The sequence below is a fragment of the Mycolicibacterium sp. HS_4_1 genome, from assembly GCF_054515875.1.
This window is the reverse complement of sequence record NZ_CM137261.1, coordinates 2,705,092-2,720,599: the sequence shown is the minus strand read 5'-3', so window position 1 is coordinate 2,720,599 and position 15,508 is coordinate 2,705,092. Positions and strand designations below refer to the sequence as shown.

The 15,508-nt window shown below is 68.0% G+C and carries 11 protein-coding genes; 5 read left to right on the top strand and 6 right to left on the bottom strand.

The features are described from left to right. Positions 1–19 precede the first annotated feature (19 nt). Together ACX12F_RS13015 and ACX12F_RS13010 are read left to right on the top strand one after the other, a co-directional pair. Positions 20–1,552 (top strand): flavin-containing monooxygenase, encoded by a 1,533-nt coding sequence (locus ACX12F_RS13015; RefSeq protein WP_459369940.1) that lies wholly within the window; start codon positions 20–22, stop codon positions 1,550–1,552. Positions 1,553–1,750: 198 nt separating this feature from the next. Then, the gene (locus ACX12F_RS13010; protein ID WP_459370335.1) at positions 1,751–2,980 is read left to right on the top strand and encodes a lipase family protein; all 1,230 of its coding nucleotides are present in this window, start codon (positions 1,751–1,753) and stop codon (positions 2,978–2,980) included. 8 nt (positions 2,981–2,988) lie between these two features. Here the strand turns inward: ACX12F_RS13010 and ACX12F_RS13005 are convergent, their stop codons facing one another. Both ACX12F_RS13005 and ACX12F_RS13000 read right to left on the bottom strand, forming a co-directional pair. Further along, positions 2,989–4,659, bottom strand: a complete 1,671-nt coding sequence (locus tag ACX12F_RS13005) for a sulfatase-like hydrolase/transferase (RefSeq protein ID WP_459369939.1) — start codon at positions 4,657–4,659, stop codon at positions 2,989–2,991. Positions 4,660–4,711: 52 nt separating this feature from the next. Continuing rightward, positions 4,712–5,716 carry an AraC family transcriptional regulator gene (locus ACX12F_RS13000; RefSeq protein WP_459369938.1) on the bottom strand — a complete coding sequence of 335 codons (1,005 nt, stop codon included), beginning with the start codon at positions 5,714–5,716 and terminating at the stop codon, positions 4,712–4,714. Between the two features lie 101 nt (positions 5,717–5,817). Between ACX12F_RS13000 and ACX12F_RS12995 the strand changes: the two genes are divergently transcribed. The 3 genes from ACX12F_RS12995 to ACX12F_RS12985 are packed head-to-tail and all read left to right on the top strand — an operon-like array spanning position 5,818 to position 9,799. Next, positions 5,818–7,074, top strand: a complete 1,257-nt coding sequence (locus ACX12F_RS12995; protein WP_459369937.1) for an alanine racemase — start codon at positions 5,818–5,820, stop codon at positions 7,072–7,074. After that, positions 7,071–8,378 (top strand): FAD-linked oxidoreductase, L-gulonolactone oxidase family, encoded by a 1,308-nt coding sequence (locus tag ACX12F_RS12990; protein WP_459369936.1) that lies wholly within the window; start codon positions 7,071–7,073, stop codon positions 8,376–8,378. Before ACX12F_RS12995 ends, ACX12F_RS12990 begins: the two co-directional genes overlap by 4 nt. Positions 8,379–8,386: 8 nt before the next feature. Beyond that, positions 8,387–9,799 carry an amidase gene (locus ACX12F_RS12985; RefSeq protein WP_459369935.1) on the top strand — a complete coding sequence of 471 codons (1,413 nt, stop codon included), beginning with the start codon at positions 8,387–8,389 and terminating at the stop codon, positions 9,797–9,799. On the opposite strand, the gene ACX12F_RS12980 is transcribed toward ACX12F_RS12985, so the two are convergent. From ACX12F_RS12980 to ACX12F_RS12965, 4 genes are read right to left on the bottom strand one after another with little or no spacing between them, the layout of a single operon-like run. Then, positions 9,769–12,456 (bottom strand): fumarate reductase/succinate dehydrogenase flavoprotein subunit, encoded by a 2,688-nt coding sequence (locus ACX12F_RS12980; RefSeq protein WP_459369934.1) that lies wholly within the window; start codon positions 12,454–12,456, stop codon positions 9,769–9,771. The genes ACX12F_RS12985 and ACX12F_RS12980 overlap by 31 nt on opposite strands. Then, complete coding sequence (locus tag ACX12F_RS12975; protein WP_459369933.1) at positions 12,453–13,196, bottom strand: ABC transporter ATP-binding protein; 744 nt, start codon at positions 13,194–13,196, stop codon at positions 12,453–12,455. The genes ACX12F_RS12980 and ACX12F_RS12975 overlap by 4 nt, the downstream gene beginning before the upstream one ends. 28 nt (positions 13,197–13,224) lie before the next feature. Next, positions 13,225–14,079: an ABC transporter permease gene (locus ACX12F_RS12970; protein ID WP_459369932.1), complete on the bottom strand. Its 855-nt coding sequence runs from the start codon at positions 14,077–14,079 to the stop codon at positions 13,225–13,227. After that, complete coding sequence (locus tag ACX12F_RS12965) at positions 14,076–15,506, bottom strand: ABC transporter substrate-binding protein (RefSeq protein WP_459369931.1); 1,431 nt, start codon at positions 15,504–15,506, stop codon at positions 14,076–14,078. The genes ACX12F_RS12970 and ACX12F_RS12965 overlap by 4 nt, the downstream gene beginning before the upstream one ends. Positions 15,507–15,508 lie beyond the last annotated feature (2 nt).

The following is a 15,508-nucleotide window of genomic DNA, read 5'->3' as shown; positions in this document are numbered from 1 at the left end:
CAATATAAGGACCACCCAGATGAAGATCGCCATCATCGGCGCCGGCGTCGCCGGCCTGTGCTCCGCCAAACTGCTGACCGAATTCGGTTTCGACGTAACCATTTTCGACAAGGTCCCCGATATCGGCGGTGTGTGGAGTCACACCCGGCTGTACCCGGGAGTGACCACGCAGAACGGGAAGGACACCTATGCCTTTTCGGACTTCCCGATGCCGAAGTCATATCCGGAGTGGCCGACCGGCGCCCAGGTGCAGCAGTACCTCGCCGCCTACGCCCGCCACTTCGACCTCGAGCGGCTGGTCCGGTTGAACACCGAGGTGGTCTCGGCCGACCTCGACGAGGCAGCAGGTCGCTGGACGTTGACCACCCGTGATCTCGTCACTGGGACGGTCGGACAAAGCGATTTCGATCAGTTGATCGCGGCCACCGGAATCTTCTGCGACCCGTTCATTCCCGATTACCCGGGAATCGACGATTTCACCCGGGCGGGCGGACGCATCTGCGCCGCTACGGAATTCAACAACCTGCAGGACGCTGTGGACAAGGACATCGTCGTCATCGGCTATGGCAAGTCGTCGTGCGATATCGCCGAGGCACTAAGCGACGTGGCGCGGTCCACCACCGTCGCGGCCCGCGAAGTCACCTGGAAGATGCCCCGCAAGGTCGGTGGGGTGATCAACTACAAGTACGTATTGCTGACCCGGCTCTCCGAGGGACTGTTCGACCACCTCGACCAGCGCGGCTTCGCCCGCGTCATCACCGGCCCCGGCCGGTTCGCCCGCAATGCCATGCTCGCCATGGTGGGACGGATCGCCCGGCACCAGTTGATGTTCGACCGCCTCGGCCTGGTGCCGGTGGGCCCGTTCGAAAGAATCGTGCGGCATGCGGTCAGCCTGGCCACCGAGGGCTTCTACGAGAAGATTCGCGACGGAGTCATCGACATGCGCCGCGGCGTGTCGATCGTCGGGCTCTACGACAAAGACGGCGCCCCAACAGTCGAGTTCTCCGACGGCACCACCCGCCGCGCGGACGCCGTGGTCTGCGCGACCGGCTACCAGCAGCGGACACCGTTCCTGGCCGAGGACCTGCAGGCGCGCATCACCGACGCGGACGGCAATTTCCAGCTGTACCGCCAGATTCTGCCTGTCGACGTCCCGCGGCTGTTCTTCGTCGGCTACGGGTCGTCGTTGCTGAGCCCGATCAGCGCCGAAGCCGCCGCGATCTGGGTGGTCAACTATCTGGCCGGGTACGCCGAGCTGCCGCCGGTCGAGCAGCAGCGCGCGTTCGCCGAGCGCCGACTGAAGTGGATGATCGAACGCACCGAGGGCAAGCATGCCCGCGGAACCAACATCATCCCGTTCTCCGTGCGCCAGATCGACGAGATCCTCGATGAGGCAGGGGTGAACGTCGGACGCTGGACCCAGTTACGGCAGTGGCTGCTACCGATCAGGCCAACCGCCTACCGGGCCGCCACCCGAAAGCTGCACCGCCGAATCGACGGCAAGACAGGTTCCCGGCACAGCGAGCCGCGTGCTGCTACGTCCAGAACCTGACGCTTCCGCTTCGCCACACATCTGACAACCGACTGACGCACTGACGCCGCCTATGCGCGGCGCCAGCACTCGCGCACACCCTTTTACTTCGAGCTAGGACGTCCCATGCCACCAATCCCCCACCGCCGGAACAGAACTCGACTCACTGCCGCTGTGGTTGTCGCGGCGTTGGCGTTGACCGCGTCGCCGGCCACGCTGATGAACCCTGTCGCCCAAGCCGACGATCAGCATTACGAAGAATTCTACACACCGCCGACGCCGCTCCCCGGTGGCCGGCCGGGGGAGCTCATCCGCACCGAACCGTCACCTCTGGTGCTCGAGCCCTCGGGTCAGCTCGGCGCGTTCGTGGGAACGGGTACGCGAATCATGTACCGCAGCACCGACGCTCAGGGCAAGCCGGTGGCCGTGACCGGCACCTACATCGAACCCGACGCCCCGTGGACGGGCAACGGCCCGCGTCCGCTGATCGCGTACGCGACCGGGCCATACGGAACGGGTGAACAGTGTGCGCCTTCTCGACTGTTCAATCAGGGCATCCACTTCTCGCAGGGGTTCGACCTGATGTTCAACTACGAGGAGGGGTTCATCGCCACCCTGTTGGCCCGGGGCTTCGCCATCGTGGTCACCGACGGTGTCGGCATGGGTGTCCACGGGCCGGAGTCACCGCAATTCCTCAACAGGGTCGCGGCGGGTACCGCGATGCTCGACGCTGCCCGCGCGGCTATGAAACTCCCCGGCACGTCGCTGAATTCTCATGGGCCGGTGGCCTTCTGGGGCTGGGCGTCCGGTGGGCAGGCCTCGATGTCGGCCGCCGAATTGGCCGGCAGCTACGCACCCGAACTTCGGGTCGTGGGCACCTACGCCGCGGGGGCCGTCACCGATATCGCGGCAGCGCTTCCGGCTATCGACGGCAACTTCCTGGCGGTGCTGACCGGATACATGTTGCGTGGCATCATCGCGTCGTACCCCCAGACCGAAGAGCCGCTGCGTAATTCGCTGACCCCGCGCGGCCTGGATATGCTGGACTGGAGCGGCCACACCTGTCTGGTCCAGGGCAGTGTCGACTACGCTTTCCGGCACGTGCAGCCCTGGTTCAACACCGATCTGAACGACCTGGTCGGCAACGATCCGATAAAGAGCCTGCTGGCGGCGCAACGCATCGGCAGCCTCAAGCCCACCGGTCCGGTCCTGGTCACCCACAACCGCTGGGATTCCCTCGCGCCCTATACCTCAGCCGTCGACACTGCGAACGACTGGTGTGCGAAGGGTGCTGACGTCACGTTCCGGACCAACGAGATGGCACCGTTCTTGAACAAGATGGCCACCACCAGCTTGTTGCAACCGTACGTCGACGGCGAACCGACCATGGACTGGCTCACCGACCGGTTCAACGGGGTGCCCACCGCGCCCAATTGCGGCAGCTTCTAGCCGAGGTCCTAGCCCGCCCGCGCTGCGGTGAGCCGCTGCATGTCAGCCATGCCCTGCTCCTGCGCATCGCGCATCCAGGCCGGCAGTGGCGCCCGCAGCTCGGGCAGCACCTCGTTGTCGAGCAACCCCTGCAGCCGGGCCTGTTTGGTGCTGCGGCCTGCCTGGTTATCAAGTTCGTTTGCGCCCGAGGGCAATTCGTAGTCGTAGAGCTCGTAGTCGATCTTGCGGGAATGGTCCGCCTCCATGCCGCCGCGCTGCCAGTAGGAGTAGCGGCCGAACTTCGCATCGGGCGTCCGCACCGCGACGATGTGGCTGGGGGCCGACGTCGGAATCTCGGTGGGCACCACACCGCCGCCGAACATCTTCCGCACCGCAGGCGATTTCATCAGCGTGGCCATCTCCTCCACCGACATGTCGTCGGTGGCGTGGGCCACCCAGGGGCGGCCCGCCGCGCCGGGGTTCGCCGCGACGGCGGCGATGTCGCCGCGCGCCTGCAGGTAGGTGAACCGGCCGTCGGAGCGCCAGCCGTTGCCGCCGGCCGCGATGGTCAGCAGCAACGGCGCGATGTCCACGCTGGAAGTGAGCTGTCCGCGGCGCTCGCCGGGTTTGGGCGTCAGGTGGCCGGCGGGGTCGTGGATGTACAGCGGCACCCGGATCGATTCCTCGTAGATCGCCGCGCCCTTACCGCGAAGACCGTGCGAGCCGGCATATTCCCCGTGGTCCGAGGTGAACACCACGACGGTGTCGCGCTCGACATCCGGGCGCGACGCCAGCGTGTCCAGCACCCGGCCGATCTGCACATCCACCTGTTGCTGCAGCCACAGGTAGTTGTCGAGGCAGCGAGCCCACTGCGCCGCCATCTCCGGACCGGAATACGGCACCGGGCCCGTCATGAGCGGCGACATGAAGTTCATGTAGTCGATCTGCAGCTGCGGCTTACCGCGCCGGCGCAGGTCGTCGGCGTTCTCGAAATTGGCGGGCATCCCGGAGAACACATGCGGAACATCATCGGGCAGTGGGTTTCTCGGCCACCAGCAGATGTCGTGCGGGTTCACCAGGGACAGGGTGGTGCACCACGGGCCGCTACCGGCGTGGTCGGCGAACCACCCGTCGAACTGGTCGACGATGGTGTGGTCGACGTGCAGCCCCTGGTTCGGTCCGCCGTTGGGCGAGGGATAGGTCCCACCCGAAAAACCGTGCGCGTCAAGGCCGTCCGGGGTGGTATCGGCCATCTGGCCCAGGTGCCATTTGCCCCACCACCAGGTCCGGTAACCCTGCTCGCGAAGCATGGTGCCCCACGTCGGAAAGCGGGGTGCCAGGGTGGATTCGGTGGCCCCCTCGCCGGTGTACAGGCAGCCCGTCTGATGCGAGTACAGCCCCGTGGTCAGCACACCGCGCGACGGCGTGCACATGTTGGACGCGGAGTAGTGCGACTCGAAGGACACACTGCGCTGCCGCAGCCGGTCCAGGTTGGGCAGCAGTTCGCCGAGCTTCGTGGCGTCGGGGAACCATTGGGGCGCGCGCATCTGGTCGACGACGATCACCAGGATGTTGGGCCTGCCTGCCGTGTGGTCACGGCCCGCCCGGGACAGCAGCTGATAACCGCCCACGCCTGCCGCGGCCACCCCCGCTACCGCCGCCGTGCCCTTGAGAAGTGTCCGCCGGTCGATATCCGCCATGAGGCCAGACTAGGAGCGGATGCCGTGAGCGAGCTGAAAACACTGGGATCGGCTATCGGTCGTGTGTGGGCGGATGACCGGTCCATTTGACGTACGCCCGGCGGAATTCCCGCGGGTCGGTGAACCCGACCTCTGCGGCGATGGCGTGAATCGGCATCGCCGTCTCCCGGACCAGATACCGTGCCCGTTCGCTGCGGACCTTGTCGCGTAGCGCGCTGAATTGCTGACCATCGGCACCGAGACGCCGACGCAGCGTGCGCTCCGTCATGCCCAGCCGCTTGGCGATCTGGGCCATGGTCAGCGGGTCTCGCACGCTGTCGCGCAACATCGTCTCGACCGTCTGCACCACGTCGGTCGGTGGCTCACCCTGGGTCAGCATGTCGCGGCAGGCGGCGACCGCGACCGCGTGCGTGGCCGGATCGGCGCGCGGCAGCCGCTGCGACCACAGCGGGTCGGGGAACGCCAGCCGGTTGGCATCGGCGCTGAACAAGACCGGGCAGCCGAAGAATTCGCGATACCGGTGCGCGTAGACGGGTGCGGGGTAGCTGACCTGTACGTACTCCGGCGCCTGCTGGGGCAACTCGAGCACGGTCCTGACGGTGACCAGCACGCTGCAGAAGAGCTCCTCACACAGGAAGGGCAGCAACTCCGGTTCCGGGTGCCGCTCGTAGGCCCGCAGCGCAAACGTGTCACCGATGAGCTCGGCGCCGACATCCATCAGGCTGCCGGCGCTCTGATGCAGTTCGAGGCCGACCTGCATTGCCATGCCGAGGTTTTCCGCCGAGCGAATGGCCAGGCCGAGCACCCCGAACGACACGAACATGTCACGCGCCCCGACATCGATCCCGAGACCCCGGTCCGGCATGGCGCGCACCGCACGCCGCAGGATGAGCGCCGCCTGCCGGAACGAGATCCGCGTGTCGGGCAAATTGAGTGTCTCGGCAGACAGACCGGCCGCGGCCAGCCACCGCTGCGTGGGCAGACCCGCGCGCTCGGCAACGTCGACGACGTTGACGAGCACCGACGTCGGGATGAAGGCCGCGTCCTGCCTGTCCACCCCACCTCCTACATGTGTCCGGTTTCCCCCCCATTGTGGTCACCGATGCCCTCGTGCGCACCCAGCGACATGCGGTTAGCTCCCGATCCATGGTGTCGTCAATGCCGGTCGATCTGTCGGAATCGCTTTCCGCTGAGGGGTCGTGGGCGCGTCCGGGCACGTATTGGCCGGCATTGACCGACGCGACCGCGCATCTGGAGACACCGCTGGCCGCGATCGACCTCGGCGCGCTGCGCCACAACGTGCACGATATGCGCCGCCGCGCGGCCGGGACACCGATCCGGGTGGCGTCCAAATCGGTGCGGTCGCGGGCGATACTGGACGCCGTCACGGCCGTCGACGGCTATGCGGGCGTCTTGGCCTTCACCTTGCCCGAAGCGCTGTGGCTGGCCGCGGGCGATGACGCGCATCCCCCACACGACGACGTCGTGGTCGGTTATCCGACAGCCGACCGCACCGCGATCGCTCGATTGGCGTCGGCCCCGGAGTTGGCGGCGCGGGTGACCCTCATGGTGGACGACGTGGCCCAGCTGGATCTGGTGGACGCCGTCGCCGCGCCGTCGACCCGGCCCGCGCTCCGGGTGTGCCTGGACCTCGACGCGTCGTGGCAGGCTCCGGCACTCGGCCATCTCGGCGTGCGCCGCTCCCCCGTCCACAGTGCCGCGCAGGCCCGCGCCCTGGCCGTGGCCATCGCCGCCCGCCCGGGCTTCTCGCTGGTGGGGTTGATGTCCTACGAAGCCCAGATCGCGGGTGTCGGTGACGACGTCCGCGGCCAGGCCGCGCGGTCCCGACTGATCCAATGGATGCAGCGACGCTCCAAGGACGAACTGCTCGAACGCCGCGGTCGCGCGGTGGCCGCGGTACGACAGGTGGCGGACCTCGAGTTCGTCAACGGTGGCGGTACCGGATCCATCGAGTACACCGCCGCCGATCCCGCGGTCACCGAAGTCGCCGCGGGCAGTGGCCTTTTCGGTCCGCACCTGTTCGACACCTACCGTGGCTTCTCACCCGCACCCGCTGCGGCGTTCGCGCTGTCGGTCGTGCGCAAGCCCGCAGCGCAGATCGCGACGGTGCTGGGCGGCGGCTGGATCGCCTCCGGACCGCCGGCCAAAGACCGGGTGCCGCAACCGGTCTGGCCTCCGGGACTGAGTCTGCTGTCCGCTGAGATGGCCGGCGAGGTACAGACCCCCGTCACCGGAAAGGCCGCGGCCACGCTGGCCATCGGCGACCGCGTGTGGTTCCGGCACTGCAAGGCCGGTGAGCTCAGCGAGCACGTCGACCGATTCTGGTTGGTCCGCGACGGACACACCGTCGGCGCGGCCGCCACCTACCGAGGCGAAGGGCAGACGTTCCTATGACTGGGCACCAGTGGACGAACTGGGGGCGCTGCGCGACGGCGCGGCCAACGGAAGTACTGCGGCCCAAAACCGCTGCGGAAGTCTGCGACATCGTCGCCCGCGCCTCCGCGGCGGGCCGCCGGGTCAAGGTCGTCGGCTCCGGGCACAGTTTCACCGGCATTGCCGTGGCGCCGGACATTCAGCTGAATCTGGGCGCCTTGGCCGGTGTGCTCAGCGCAGACCAGGGCCGCAAGCGGGTCACCGTCGGCGGCGGAACCCCGCTGTGGCAACTGACGCAGCTGCTGACCACGCGAGGACTGGCGCTCGAGAACATGGGCGACATCGACCGGCAGACCATCTCCGGGGCCATTTCCACCGGCACCCACGGCACCGGTGTGACGTTCGGCGGACTGGCAACTCAGGTGGTCGGGCTGACGCTGGTCGCGGGCAACGGCGAGCTGGTCCGGATCGACGAGGAGCAGAACAGCGAGCTCCTGCCGGCGGCGCGCGTCGGCCTGGGTGCGCTGGGCATCATCGTCGAGGTGACGCTGCAGTGCGTCCCCAGTTTCGCGATCCACGCCATCGAACGCGTCGAGCCGGTCAACGAGGTCATCACAGCCTTCGATGAACGCTGCACGCACACAGACCATTTCGAGTTCTTCTGGTTCCCGCACACCGAGGTCGCGTTCACCAAGGCCAACATCCGGCTGCCCGCGTACACTCCGCTCGAGTCCACCAATCCCGTCTCCCAGTGGATCGAAGAGGAACTGGTGGAGAACGGTGTCCTGGGCGCGATCTGTGCGGTGGGCAGCGCACTGCCGGCCGCTGTTCCGGTGCTGAACCGCACCGTCACCCGGTTCCTGTCCGACCGTGAGCACACCCAGCGTTCCGATCGCGTCTTCACCTCGCCGCGGCGGGTGCGGTTCCGCGAGATGGAATACGCCGTCCCCTACGAGTCGGTGGGCGCCGCATTCGACGAGGCGCGCAGCCTGATCGCCGAACGAGGTTGGCGCATCGGGTTTCCCATCGAGGTCCGGGCCGCCGCCGCGGACGAGAACTGGTTGTCGACTGCCTACGGACGACGCAGCGCTTACGTCGCGGTGCACCGCTACGTGCGCGACGACCCGACCGAATACTTCGCCGCGGTCGAGCAGATCATGCGGCGCCACGACGGGCGGCCGCACTGGGGCAAGATGCATGGCCGCACCGCCGCGGACCTGCGAGACAGCTACCCGCGGTTCGACGATTTCCTCGCGGTCCGCGAAAAACTCGATCCCAAAAGGACTTTCGCCAACGACTACCTATACCAAGTGCTCGGAGATTGAGGAACCAGATGACAACGATTCATGCCTTCGGCGATGACGCGCTCGGTGACCACGACGCCGTCGCCCTGGCACAACTGGTCCGCGACATGCAGGTCAGCCCTGATGAACTGGCGGCCGCCGCGACGGCCCGCGCCGGGCTCGTCGACCCCGCGCTGCGGGCGGTGGCATGCCGGCTGCCGCCGCGACACAGCACCGATCCGAACGCCGAATTCTTCGGCGTCCCAACGTTCATCAAGGACAACACCGATGTCGCCGGCTTGCCGACCACGCACGGTTCGGAGGCATTCACGGCCCGGCCCGCAAAGAAGGACGGCGCCTACGCGACGCAGCTCCTGAGCACCGGCATGACGCTCATGGGCAAGACCCGGATGCCCGAATTCGGTTTCAACGCCACCACGGAATACATGACCGAGGAGCCGGTCCGAAACCCCTGGCACACGGGATACTCCGTCGGCGCCTCATCCGGCGGCTCGGCGGCGCTGGTCGCCGCGGGCGTCGTGCCCATCGCGCACGCCAACGACGGCGGTGGCTCCATCCGCATTCCCGCCGCCTGCGCGGGCCTGGTCGGGCTCAAGCCGAGCCGAGGCCGGCACCGCGACGGCGAGCAGGTCAGCCACCTGCCGATCAACATGATCTCCGAGGGCGTCCTGACCCGTAGCGTCCGCGACACCGCGGCATATGTCGCCGCGTGCGAGAACCATTGGCGCAATCCGAAACTCGCGCCCATCGGCCGGGTGCACGGGCCGGCGCGGCGGACCCTTCGCATCGGCGTGCTGTTCGACAGCGTCACCGGTGAGTCGGTCGACGCCGCCACCCGGGCGGCCGTCGAAGACACCGCGGCGTTGCTCGAAGCCGCCGGTCACGTCGTCGAACCCATAACACTGCCCGTCACGGCGCAGTTCGCCGACGACTTCGTCCAATACTGGGCTCTGCTCGCCGATCTCGCGGTCGGCACCGGCCGGTTGATCCTGGACCGGTCGTTCGACGCCGCCAGGGCCGACGGCCTGAGCCTGGGGCTGCGCGCGCATCACCGCCGGAACCTGCACCGGACTCCGGGCGCTCTGCTACGCCTGCGTGGCGTCGCCGCGCAGTACGCGCGGATGTTCGCCCGGCACGAAGCCGTGCTCTCCCCGGTGCTTTCGCACACCACGCCCCGCATCGGCTTCCTCGCGCCGACGGTCGACTTCCCCGACCTCATCGACCGCCTGCGCCGGTATGTCGCGTACACCCCGCTCAACAACATCGCGGGCACGCCGGCCGTCTCGCTACCGGCCGGCCTGTCCCCCGAGGGCCTACCGGTCGGGGTGCAACTGTCCGGCGCGTACGGCGACGAGCGCACCCTGCTCGAGCTGGCTTTCCTCCTGGAATCGGCGCGGCCGTTCGCCCGGATTCAGGAGGTCGCCAGCGCATGCCGGGCGTAGGCGCGCACGTCGGCGTCGCCGTCCTCCAGCGCGATCCCGAGCGCCGCCCGGGCGGACTCTTCGGAGTCCGCCCACCGGGTCAGGCTCAGCACCGCGGCCTTGCGCACGTCCAGGTGCGGGTCGTGCAACGCCTGCGACAGTGGTTCGACGGCGACCGCCGCAGCCGCTCCGGACAGTGCCCGCACCGCACCCTGGCGAATCTGCCACGCTGATTCCCGAAGGGCGCGTTGCACTTCCGGCACGTCCTGCGCGGCGCAACCGACGGCGGCCAACGCGGCCAACGCCGCCGCCCGCACCAGCGGGTCCCGGTCGGCCACCAGCTGCCGCACGGTGTCCGCACCGGATTGCAGCGTGGCCAGGCCGTTGCCCGCCGCGATCCGTACCTCGCGGTTGTCGTCGGCCGCGGCGGCGGCCACCCCGTCGACGTCATCGACGGATACCAGCGCCCGCACCGCCTCGATGCGCACCCGGTGGTCGGGATCATCCACTGCGGCGCGGTAATCCGAGGCCGCACCCACACGGCGCGAACTGAGGACGTACAGCGTCACCGCCCGCACGACCGGGTCACCGGACTTCAGGTACGGCGCGACCGCGGCCGGATCAGGCAGCATCTCGACCAGCTCGCGAAGCGCGTCGGCAGCCGTGGCCCGCACCGCGCCGTCGTCGTCGCCTAGGGCGGCGACCAGGTCCGGTTGATAGCCGTCCGGCAGGTTCTCCACCAGCACTGCGATAGCCGCCCTCCGCACCCCCGCGTCGACGTCCTGCAGGTACGCGGCCAGGTCGGACAGCGTCGGCTCCTCCAGCGCCACCACCACCGCGATCCGCGGCGACGGCGGCGCCACCGGCTCGGTGGGACGCAGGCGCGATCCCGCGGTCGCCGGCGCCTTGCCACCGACGAGGTCCGGCTGGTGCACATGCTGCACCGCGTGGTCCGACGGCAGGTGGTCCAAGTCGGGCACCGGCACGAAATACGGTGCCACGGGCCGCTTCAGGAACTCCATCTGACCGTCCGCGTTCTTACGCAAATTCAGGTGATAGCGCCACTCGTCGTCGTCGCGTTCCGGGATGTCGGCACGGTCGTGGTACAGGCCCCAGCGCGATTCGGTACGCGTGAGCGACGAGCGGGCCGCCATCTCGGCGCAGTCCCGGATGAACGACACCTCGACCGTCCGCATCAACTCGTGCGGCGTGCGGGCGCCCATCTGCTCGATCTCCTCGGCCATGCGCTCGAAGGTGCGGACCGCGATGGACAGCTTGGTCGCCGTCTTCGGCGGGGCCACATAGTCGTTCACGAAGCGGCGCAGTTTGTACTCAACCTGCGGCTGCGGCGGTCCGTCCGGGTGCCGCAGCGGGCGGTAGATCAGCTCGTGCGCCTCGGCCAGCTGGTCCTGCGGAAGGTCCGCGGGCGCTTCGACATCGGCCAGGGTCGATGCCGCGTGCTCGCCGGCGAGGTCGCCGTAGACAAACGCCCCGATCATGTAGTTGTGCGGCACGCACGCCATGTCACCGGCGGCGTACAGTCCGGGCACCGTGGTGCGGGCATGTTCGTCGACCCACACCCCGGACGCGGAATGCCCACTGCACAAGCCGATCTCGGAGATGTGCATCTCGATGTCGTGCGTTCGGTAGTCGTGGCCGCGGTTGGCATGGAACGTGCCGCGCGTCGGACGCTCGGTGGTGTGCAGGATGTTCTCCATCGCGGTGATGGTCTCGTCCGGCAGGTGGGTGACCTTGAGGTAGATCGGGCCGCGGGCGGATTCGATCTCGCTCTTGACCTCGGCCATCATCTGGCCCGACCAGTAGTCGGAGTCGACGAACCGTTCCCCCAGCGCGTTCACCTGGTACCCGCCGAAAGGATTGGCGACGTAGGCGCAGGCCGGCCCGTTGTAGTCCTTGATCAGCGGGTTCACCTGGAAGCACTCGATGCCCGACAGTTCCGCCCCCGCGTGGTAGGCCATGGAGTATCCGTCGCCGGCGTTGCAGGGGTTTTCGTACGTGCCGTACAGGTATCCCGAGGCGGGCAGGCCGAGGCGGCCGCTGGCCCCGGTCGCGAGGATGACGGCCTTGGCGGCCACCGTCACGAATTCGCCTGTGCGCGTATTGAAAGCCGCGGCGCCGACCGCGCGTCCCGCAGAGGTCAGCACCCGCACCGGCATCAGCCGGTTCTCGATGCGCAGCTTCTCCCGGATGGACTTCTGCCGCATCACGCGGTACAGCGCCTTCTTGACGTCCTTGCCCTCGGGCATCGGCAACACGTACGAGCCGGAGCGGTGCACGCGGCGCACGGCGTATTCGCCGTGTTCATCCTTCTCGAATTTGACGCCGTAGCGTTCCAGCCGCTGCACCATGGCGAAGCCGCGCGTCGCGGTCTGATAGATGGTGCGCTGGTTGACGATTCCGTCGTTGGCCCGGGTGATCTCGGCGACGTAGTCCTCCGGGGTGGCCTTACCGGGGACGACGGCGTTGTTGACGCCGTCCATGCCCATGGCCAGCGCACCGGAGTGCCGGACGTGCGCCTTCTCCAGCAGAAGTACCCGGGCGCCGTTCTCGGCAGCGGTCAGGGCGGCCATGGTGCCGGCGGTACCACCCCCGATCACCAGGACATCACAGTCCAGGCGCACGGGGTTGGCGAGATCGGGGATCTCAAGGGTGCTCATTGGTGTAGTGCTCCAAGGATTTCGGCCCGCAGCTCGGTACGGGAGATTTCGGCATCACGGGGACTCGGGACAGCCAGCAGCGCGCGCAGCGGCTGGCCGGCGCGGCCGAGGACCGCCACCCGGTCCCCTAGGGCGAGGGCTTCGTCCACGTCATGGGTGACGAAGACGACGGTGGTCGGATGGGCCTGCCAGGTGTCGATCAGCAAGTGCTGCATGGCGGTTCGGGTCTTGGCGTCCAGCGCGCCGAACGGCTCGTCCATCAGGACGGCCCGCGGCGCCCCGGCCAGGCCGCGCGCCAACTGGACCCGCTGGCGCATCCCGCCGGACAGGCTCTTCGGCAGGAAGTCGGCGAATCCGCTGAGCCCGACCTCGTCGATCCACCGTTCGGCGCGTTCGCGGCGCCCGGCACGCGGCGTCCCACGCAACTGCAGCGCCAGCTCGATGTTGGATCGCACTGTGCGCCAGGGCAACAACGCGCTGTCCTGGAAGACCATGCCGCGATCACGCGACGTGGTGGTCACGAGCTCGCCGTCCGCGAGGACCTGCCCCGCGTCTGGCTTGAGCAGCCCGGCCAATGCCCGCAGTATCGTCGACTTGCCACAGCCCGATGGCCCGGTCAGCACCAGGATCTCCCCCGGCTGAACTGTCAGACTCAGCCCGTCGACAACCGGCTCGCCGGTGTAGGACAGCCGGATCCTGTCGAGTTCCAGGCGTAGGCCCGCGGTCAATACGCCGGTCATCTGTGCCCTCTGCTCTTCGCGAAGGCGCTCATCGCTCGTTCTCCTCGCCACGCGGCAGCCAGCGCGTCAGCCGCCGGCCGATCAGCTCCACCGCGGCCGCCGTGCCGAAACCCAACGCGCCGATGGTGATGATGCCGACGAAAACGCTCGGGTAATCCAGCACGGTGTAGGCCTGCCAGGTCCGGTAGCCGACGCCGAGCCGGCCGGAGATCATCTCCGCGGACACCACACAGATCCAGGCCACCCCCATGCCGACCGACAGGCCGCCGAACAGCCCGGGCAGCACGCCCGGAAACACCACCTGCCGCAACACATCCCAGCGACTACCGCCGAGGGTCCGCACCGAGTCCTCCCATAGCGTCGGCAGGGCCCGAACGGCGTGCCGGGTGCTGACCATGATGGGGAAGAACGCCGCCAGGAACGTGATGAACACGATGCCGGCCTCGTCGGTCGGGAACAGCAGGATGGCCACCGGCACCAGCGCGATGGCCGGAATCGGACGAGCCAGCTCGGTCGGCGGGCCAACGATGTCCGCGAACAGCTGCGACCGGCCGAGAGCGATACCGGTGACCGCACCGATCACGGCCGCGAGTCCGAAACCGCTGACGATCCGGATCACCGACTGCGTGAGGTCCAGCCAGTACTGCGCGGCGCCCAGCCTCTCGACGAATTTGGCGGCGATCTGGGTCACGGTCGGCAGATTGTCGAACCGCAGCCAGAACCGGATGTGATGGACGGTCAGCAGCTGCCAGATGCCCACGGCAGCAATGACCGACAGGGTCTTGATCACGTAGCCGCGCCATTTCGCCGGCCCCGGCCGCCGCGGGACCTCGGCCTCGGCAGTGCGTGTGGGTGCGGCCGGGGCCGCGGCGATGGCCGTCATGCCACATCCACCAGAGCCTGCTGGTAGGTCACCACCGACGATCCGGGATGGGCCGCCTGGTACCGATGGGCGCCGGCCGCGGTGTCGAACGGCACGAACTCGGCACCCTGATGGACCCACACGGATTTGTCTGCCAGCCAACGGGTTCCGAGTTCCGCGTCCGGGACGTAGGCGGCAAGGACCTTGGTGCCCTTGTCCTGCGCGGCCCGGATCGCCTTGAGCAGGCAGGTCGGGTTGGCCGCCGGCTGCGTGGTGTCCGAACCGTCGGGCCACAACTCACCCGCGAGCGCCGGGTTGTCGACCGGGATGTTGCACACCGGGTCGGTGCCATGTACCACCGACGGATTGGCGGTGCGGGCGACCGCAGCGTTGTAGTCGCGGCCCCGCTCGGTCAACGCCTTGCGCAGCGGTCTGTCCTGGACGAACGCGTTGACATCGAGGTCGGCGAAGTCGCCGATCGACTTCAGATACGGCACATCGCCTTTCAACGCGTCGACCAGCGACGGCTTCAGCGTGGTGTCGAACCGGGTGCCGCCGGGGCCGTTGTACAGGTAGACGACTTCCTGCGGCAAGCCGCTGCCCTGCGCTACGGCCCGGGCCGCTTCCAGTGGTTTGGTGTTGAGGAAATCGGTGGCATCGAGCTGTGCCTGCAGGAACGCGTCGAGCACCTCGGGATGCGCCGAAGCATAGGCCCGCCGCACCACGACACCGTGCCACGTCGGGTAATTCAGCTCGGCGCCGTCGTACAGCAGGCGGGCCTTGTTCTGGAAGACCAGCAGTCCCGGCCAGGCGACGAACTGCGAAAGCGCCTTGACCTGACCGGATTCCAGTGCCGACGCACCGATCTGCGGCTGCTGGTTTAGCACCTCGACTCCGGTCTTCGGGTCGATGCCGATCTTCGACAGCGCCCGGACCAGGGTGCCGTGACCGGCCGACCCGACACTGGCCGATATCTTCTGGCCGCCGAGTTCGTTCAGCGACTGGATCGGTGAATCCGGCGCCACGACAACCATGTTCAGCGAACCTGTGGGACTGGACCCGGTGACCGACACCAACTCGGTCTTGGCACGTTCGTTGCCCTGGGTCTTGGAGCCGTTGATCAGCAGTGGATAGTCACCCATGGAACCGATGTCGATCTTCTCGGCGACCATCTGGGCGGTGATCGGCGCACCGGTGTCGTAATCCTGCCATTCGACGTGGTACTTCTTGCCGGTCTTGGAAGTAATGTCGCTGAGCCGATGTTCCAAATACCCTTGCGCACGCAGCAATGTCCCTGCGGTGACGGTGTTGATGGTCTTGGACTGGTAGCCGACGACCACGGTGATGACGTCGTCGTCCTTACCGGCCGAATCCACCGAGCAGCCGGTGGCGGCCAGCACGACGGTGGCCGCCAGGGCGGAGAACCGGGCGAGTTGCGTGCGTTTCATTG

Bases quoted from the DNA above. Each gene is read 5' to 3' on its own strand.
- ACX12F_RS12990 (WP_459369936.1), top strand. From the start codon at position 7,071: ATGACTGGGCACCAGTGGACGAACTGGGGGCGCTGCGCGACGGCGCGG.
- ACX12F_RS13015 (WP_459369940.1), top strand. From the start codon at position 20: ATGAAGATCGCCATCATCGGCGCCGGCGTCGCCGGCCTGTGCTCCGCC.
- ACX12F_RS12970 (WP_459369932.1), bottom strand. From the start codon at position 14,079: ATGACGGCCATCGCCGCGGCCCCGGCCGCACCCACACGCACTGCCGAG.
- ACX12F_RS12965 (WP_459369931.1), bottom strand. From the start codon at position 15,506: ATGAAACGCACGCAACTCGCCCGGTTCTCCGCCCTGGCGGCCACCGTC.
- ACX12F_RS12975 (WP_459369933.1), bottom strand. From the start codon at position 13,196: ATGACCGGCGTATTGACCGCGGGCCTACGCCTGGAACTCGACAGGATC.
- ACX12F_RS12985 (WP_459369935.1), top strand. From the start codon at position 8,387: ATGACAACGATTCATGCCTTCGGCGATGACGCGCTCGGTGACCACGAC.
- ACX12F_RS12980 (WP_459369934.1), bottom strand. From the start codon at position 12,456: ATGAGCACCCTTGAGATCCCCGATCTCGCCAACCCCGTGCGCCTGGAC.
- ACX12F_RS13005 (WP_459369939.1), bottom strand. From the start codon at position 4,659: ATGGCGGATATCGACCGGCGGACACTTCTCAAGGGCACGGCGGCGGTA.
- ACX12F_RS13010 (WP_459370335.1), top strand. From the start codon at position 1,751: ATGAACCCTGTCGCCCAAGCCGACGATCAGCATTACGAAGAATTCTAC.
- ACX12F_RS12995 (WP_459369937.1), top strand. From the start codon at position 5,818: ATGCCGGTCGATCTGTCGGAATCGCTTTCCGCTGAGGGGTCGTGGGCG.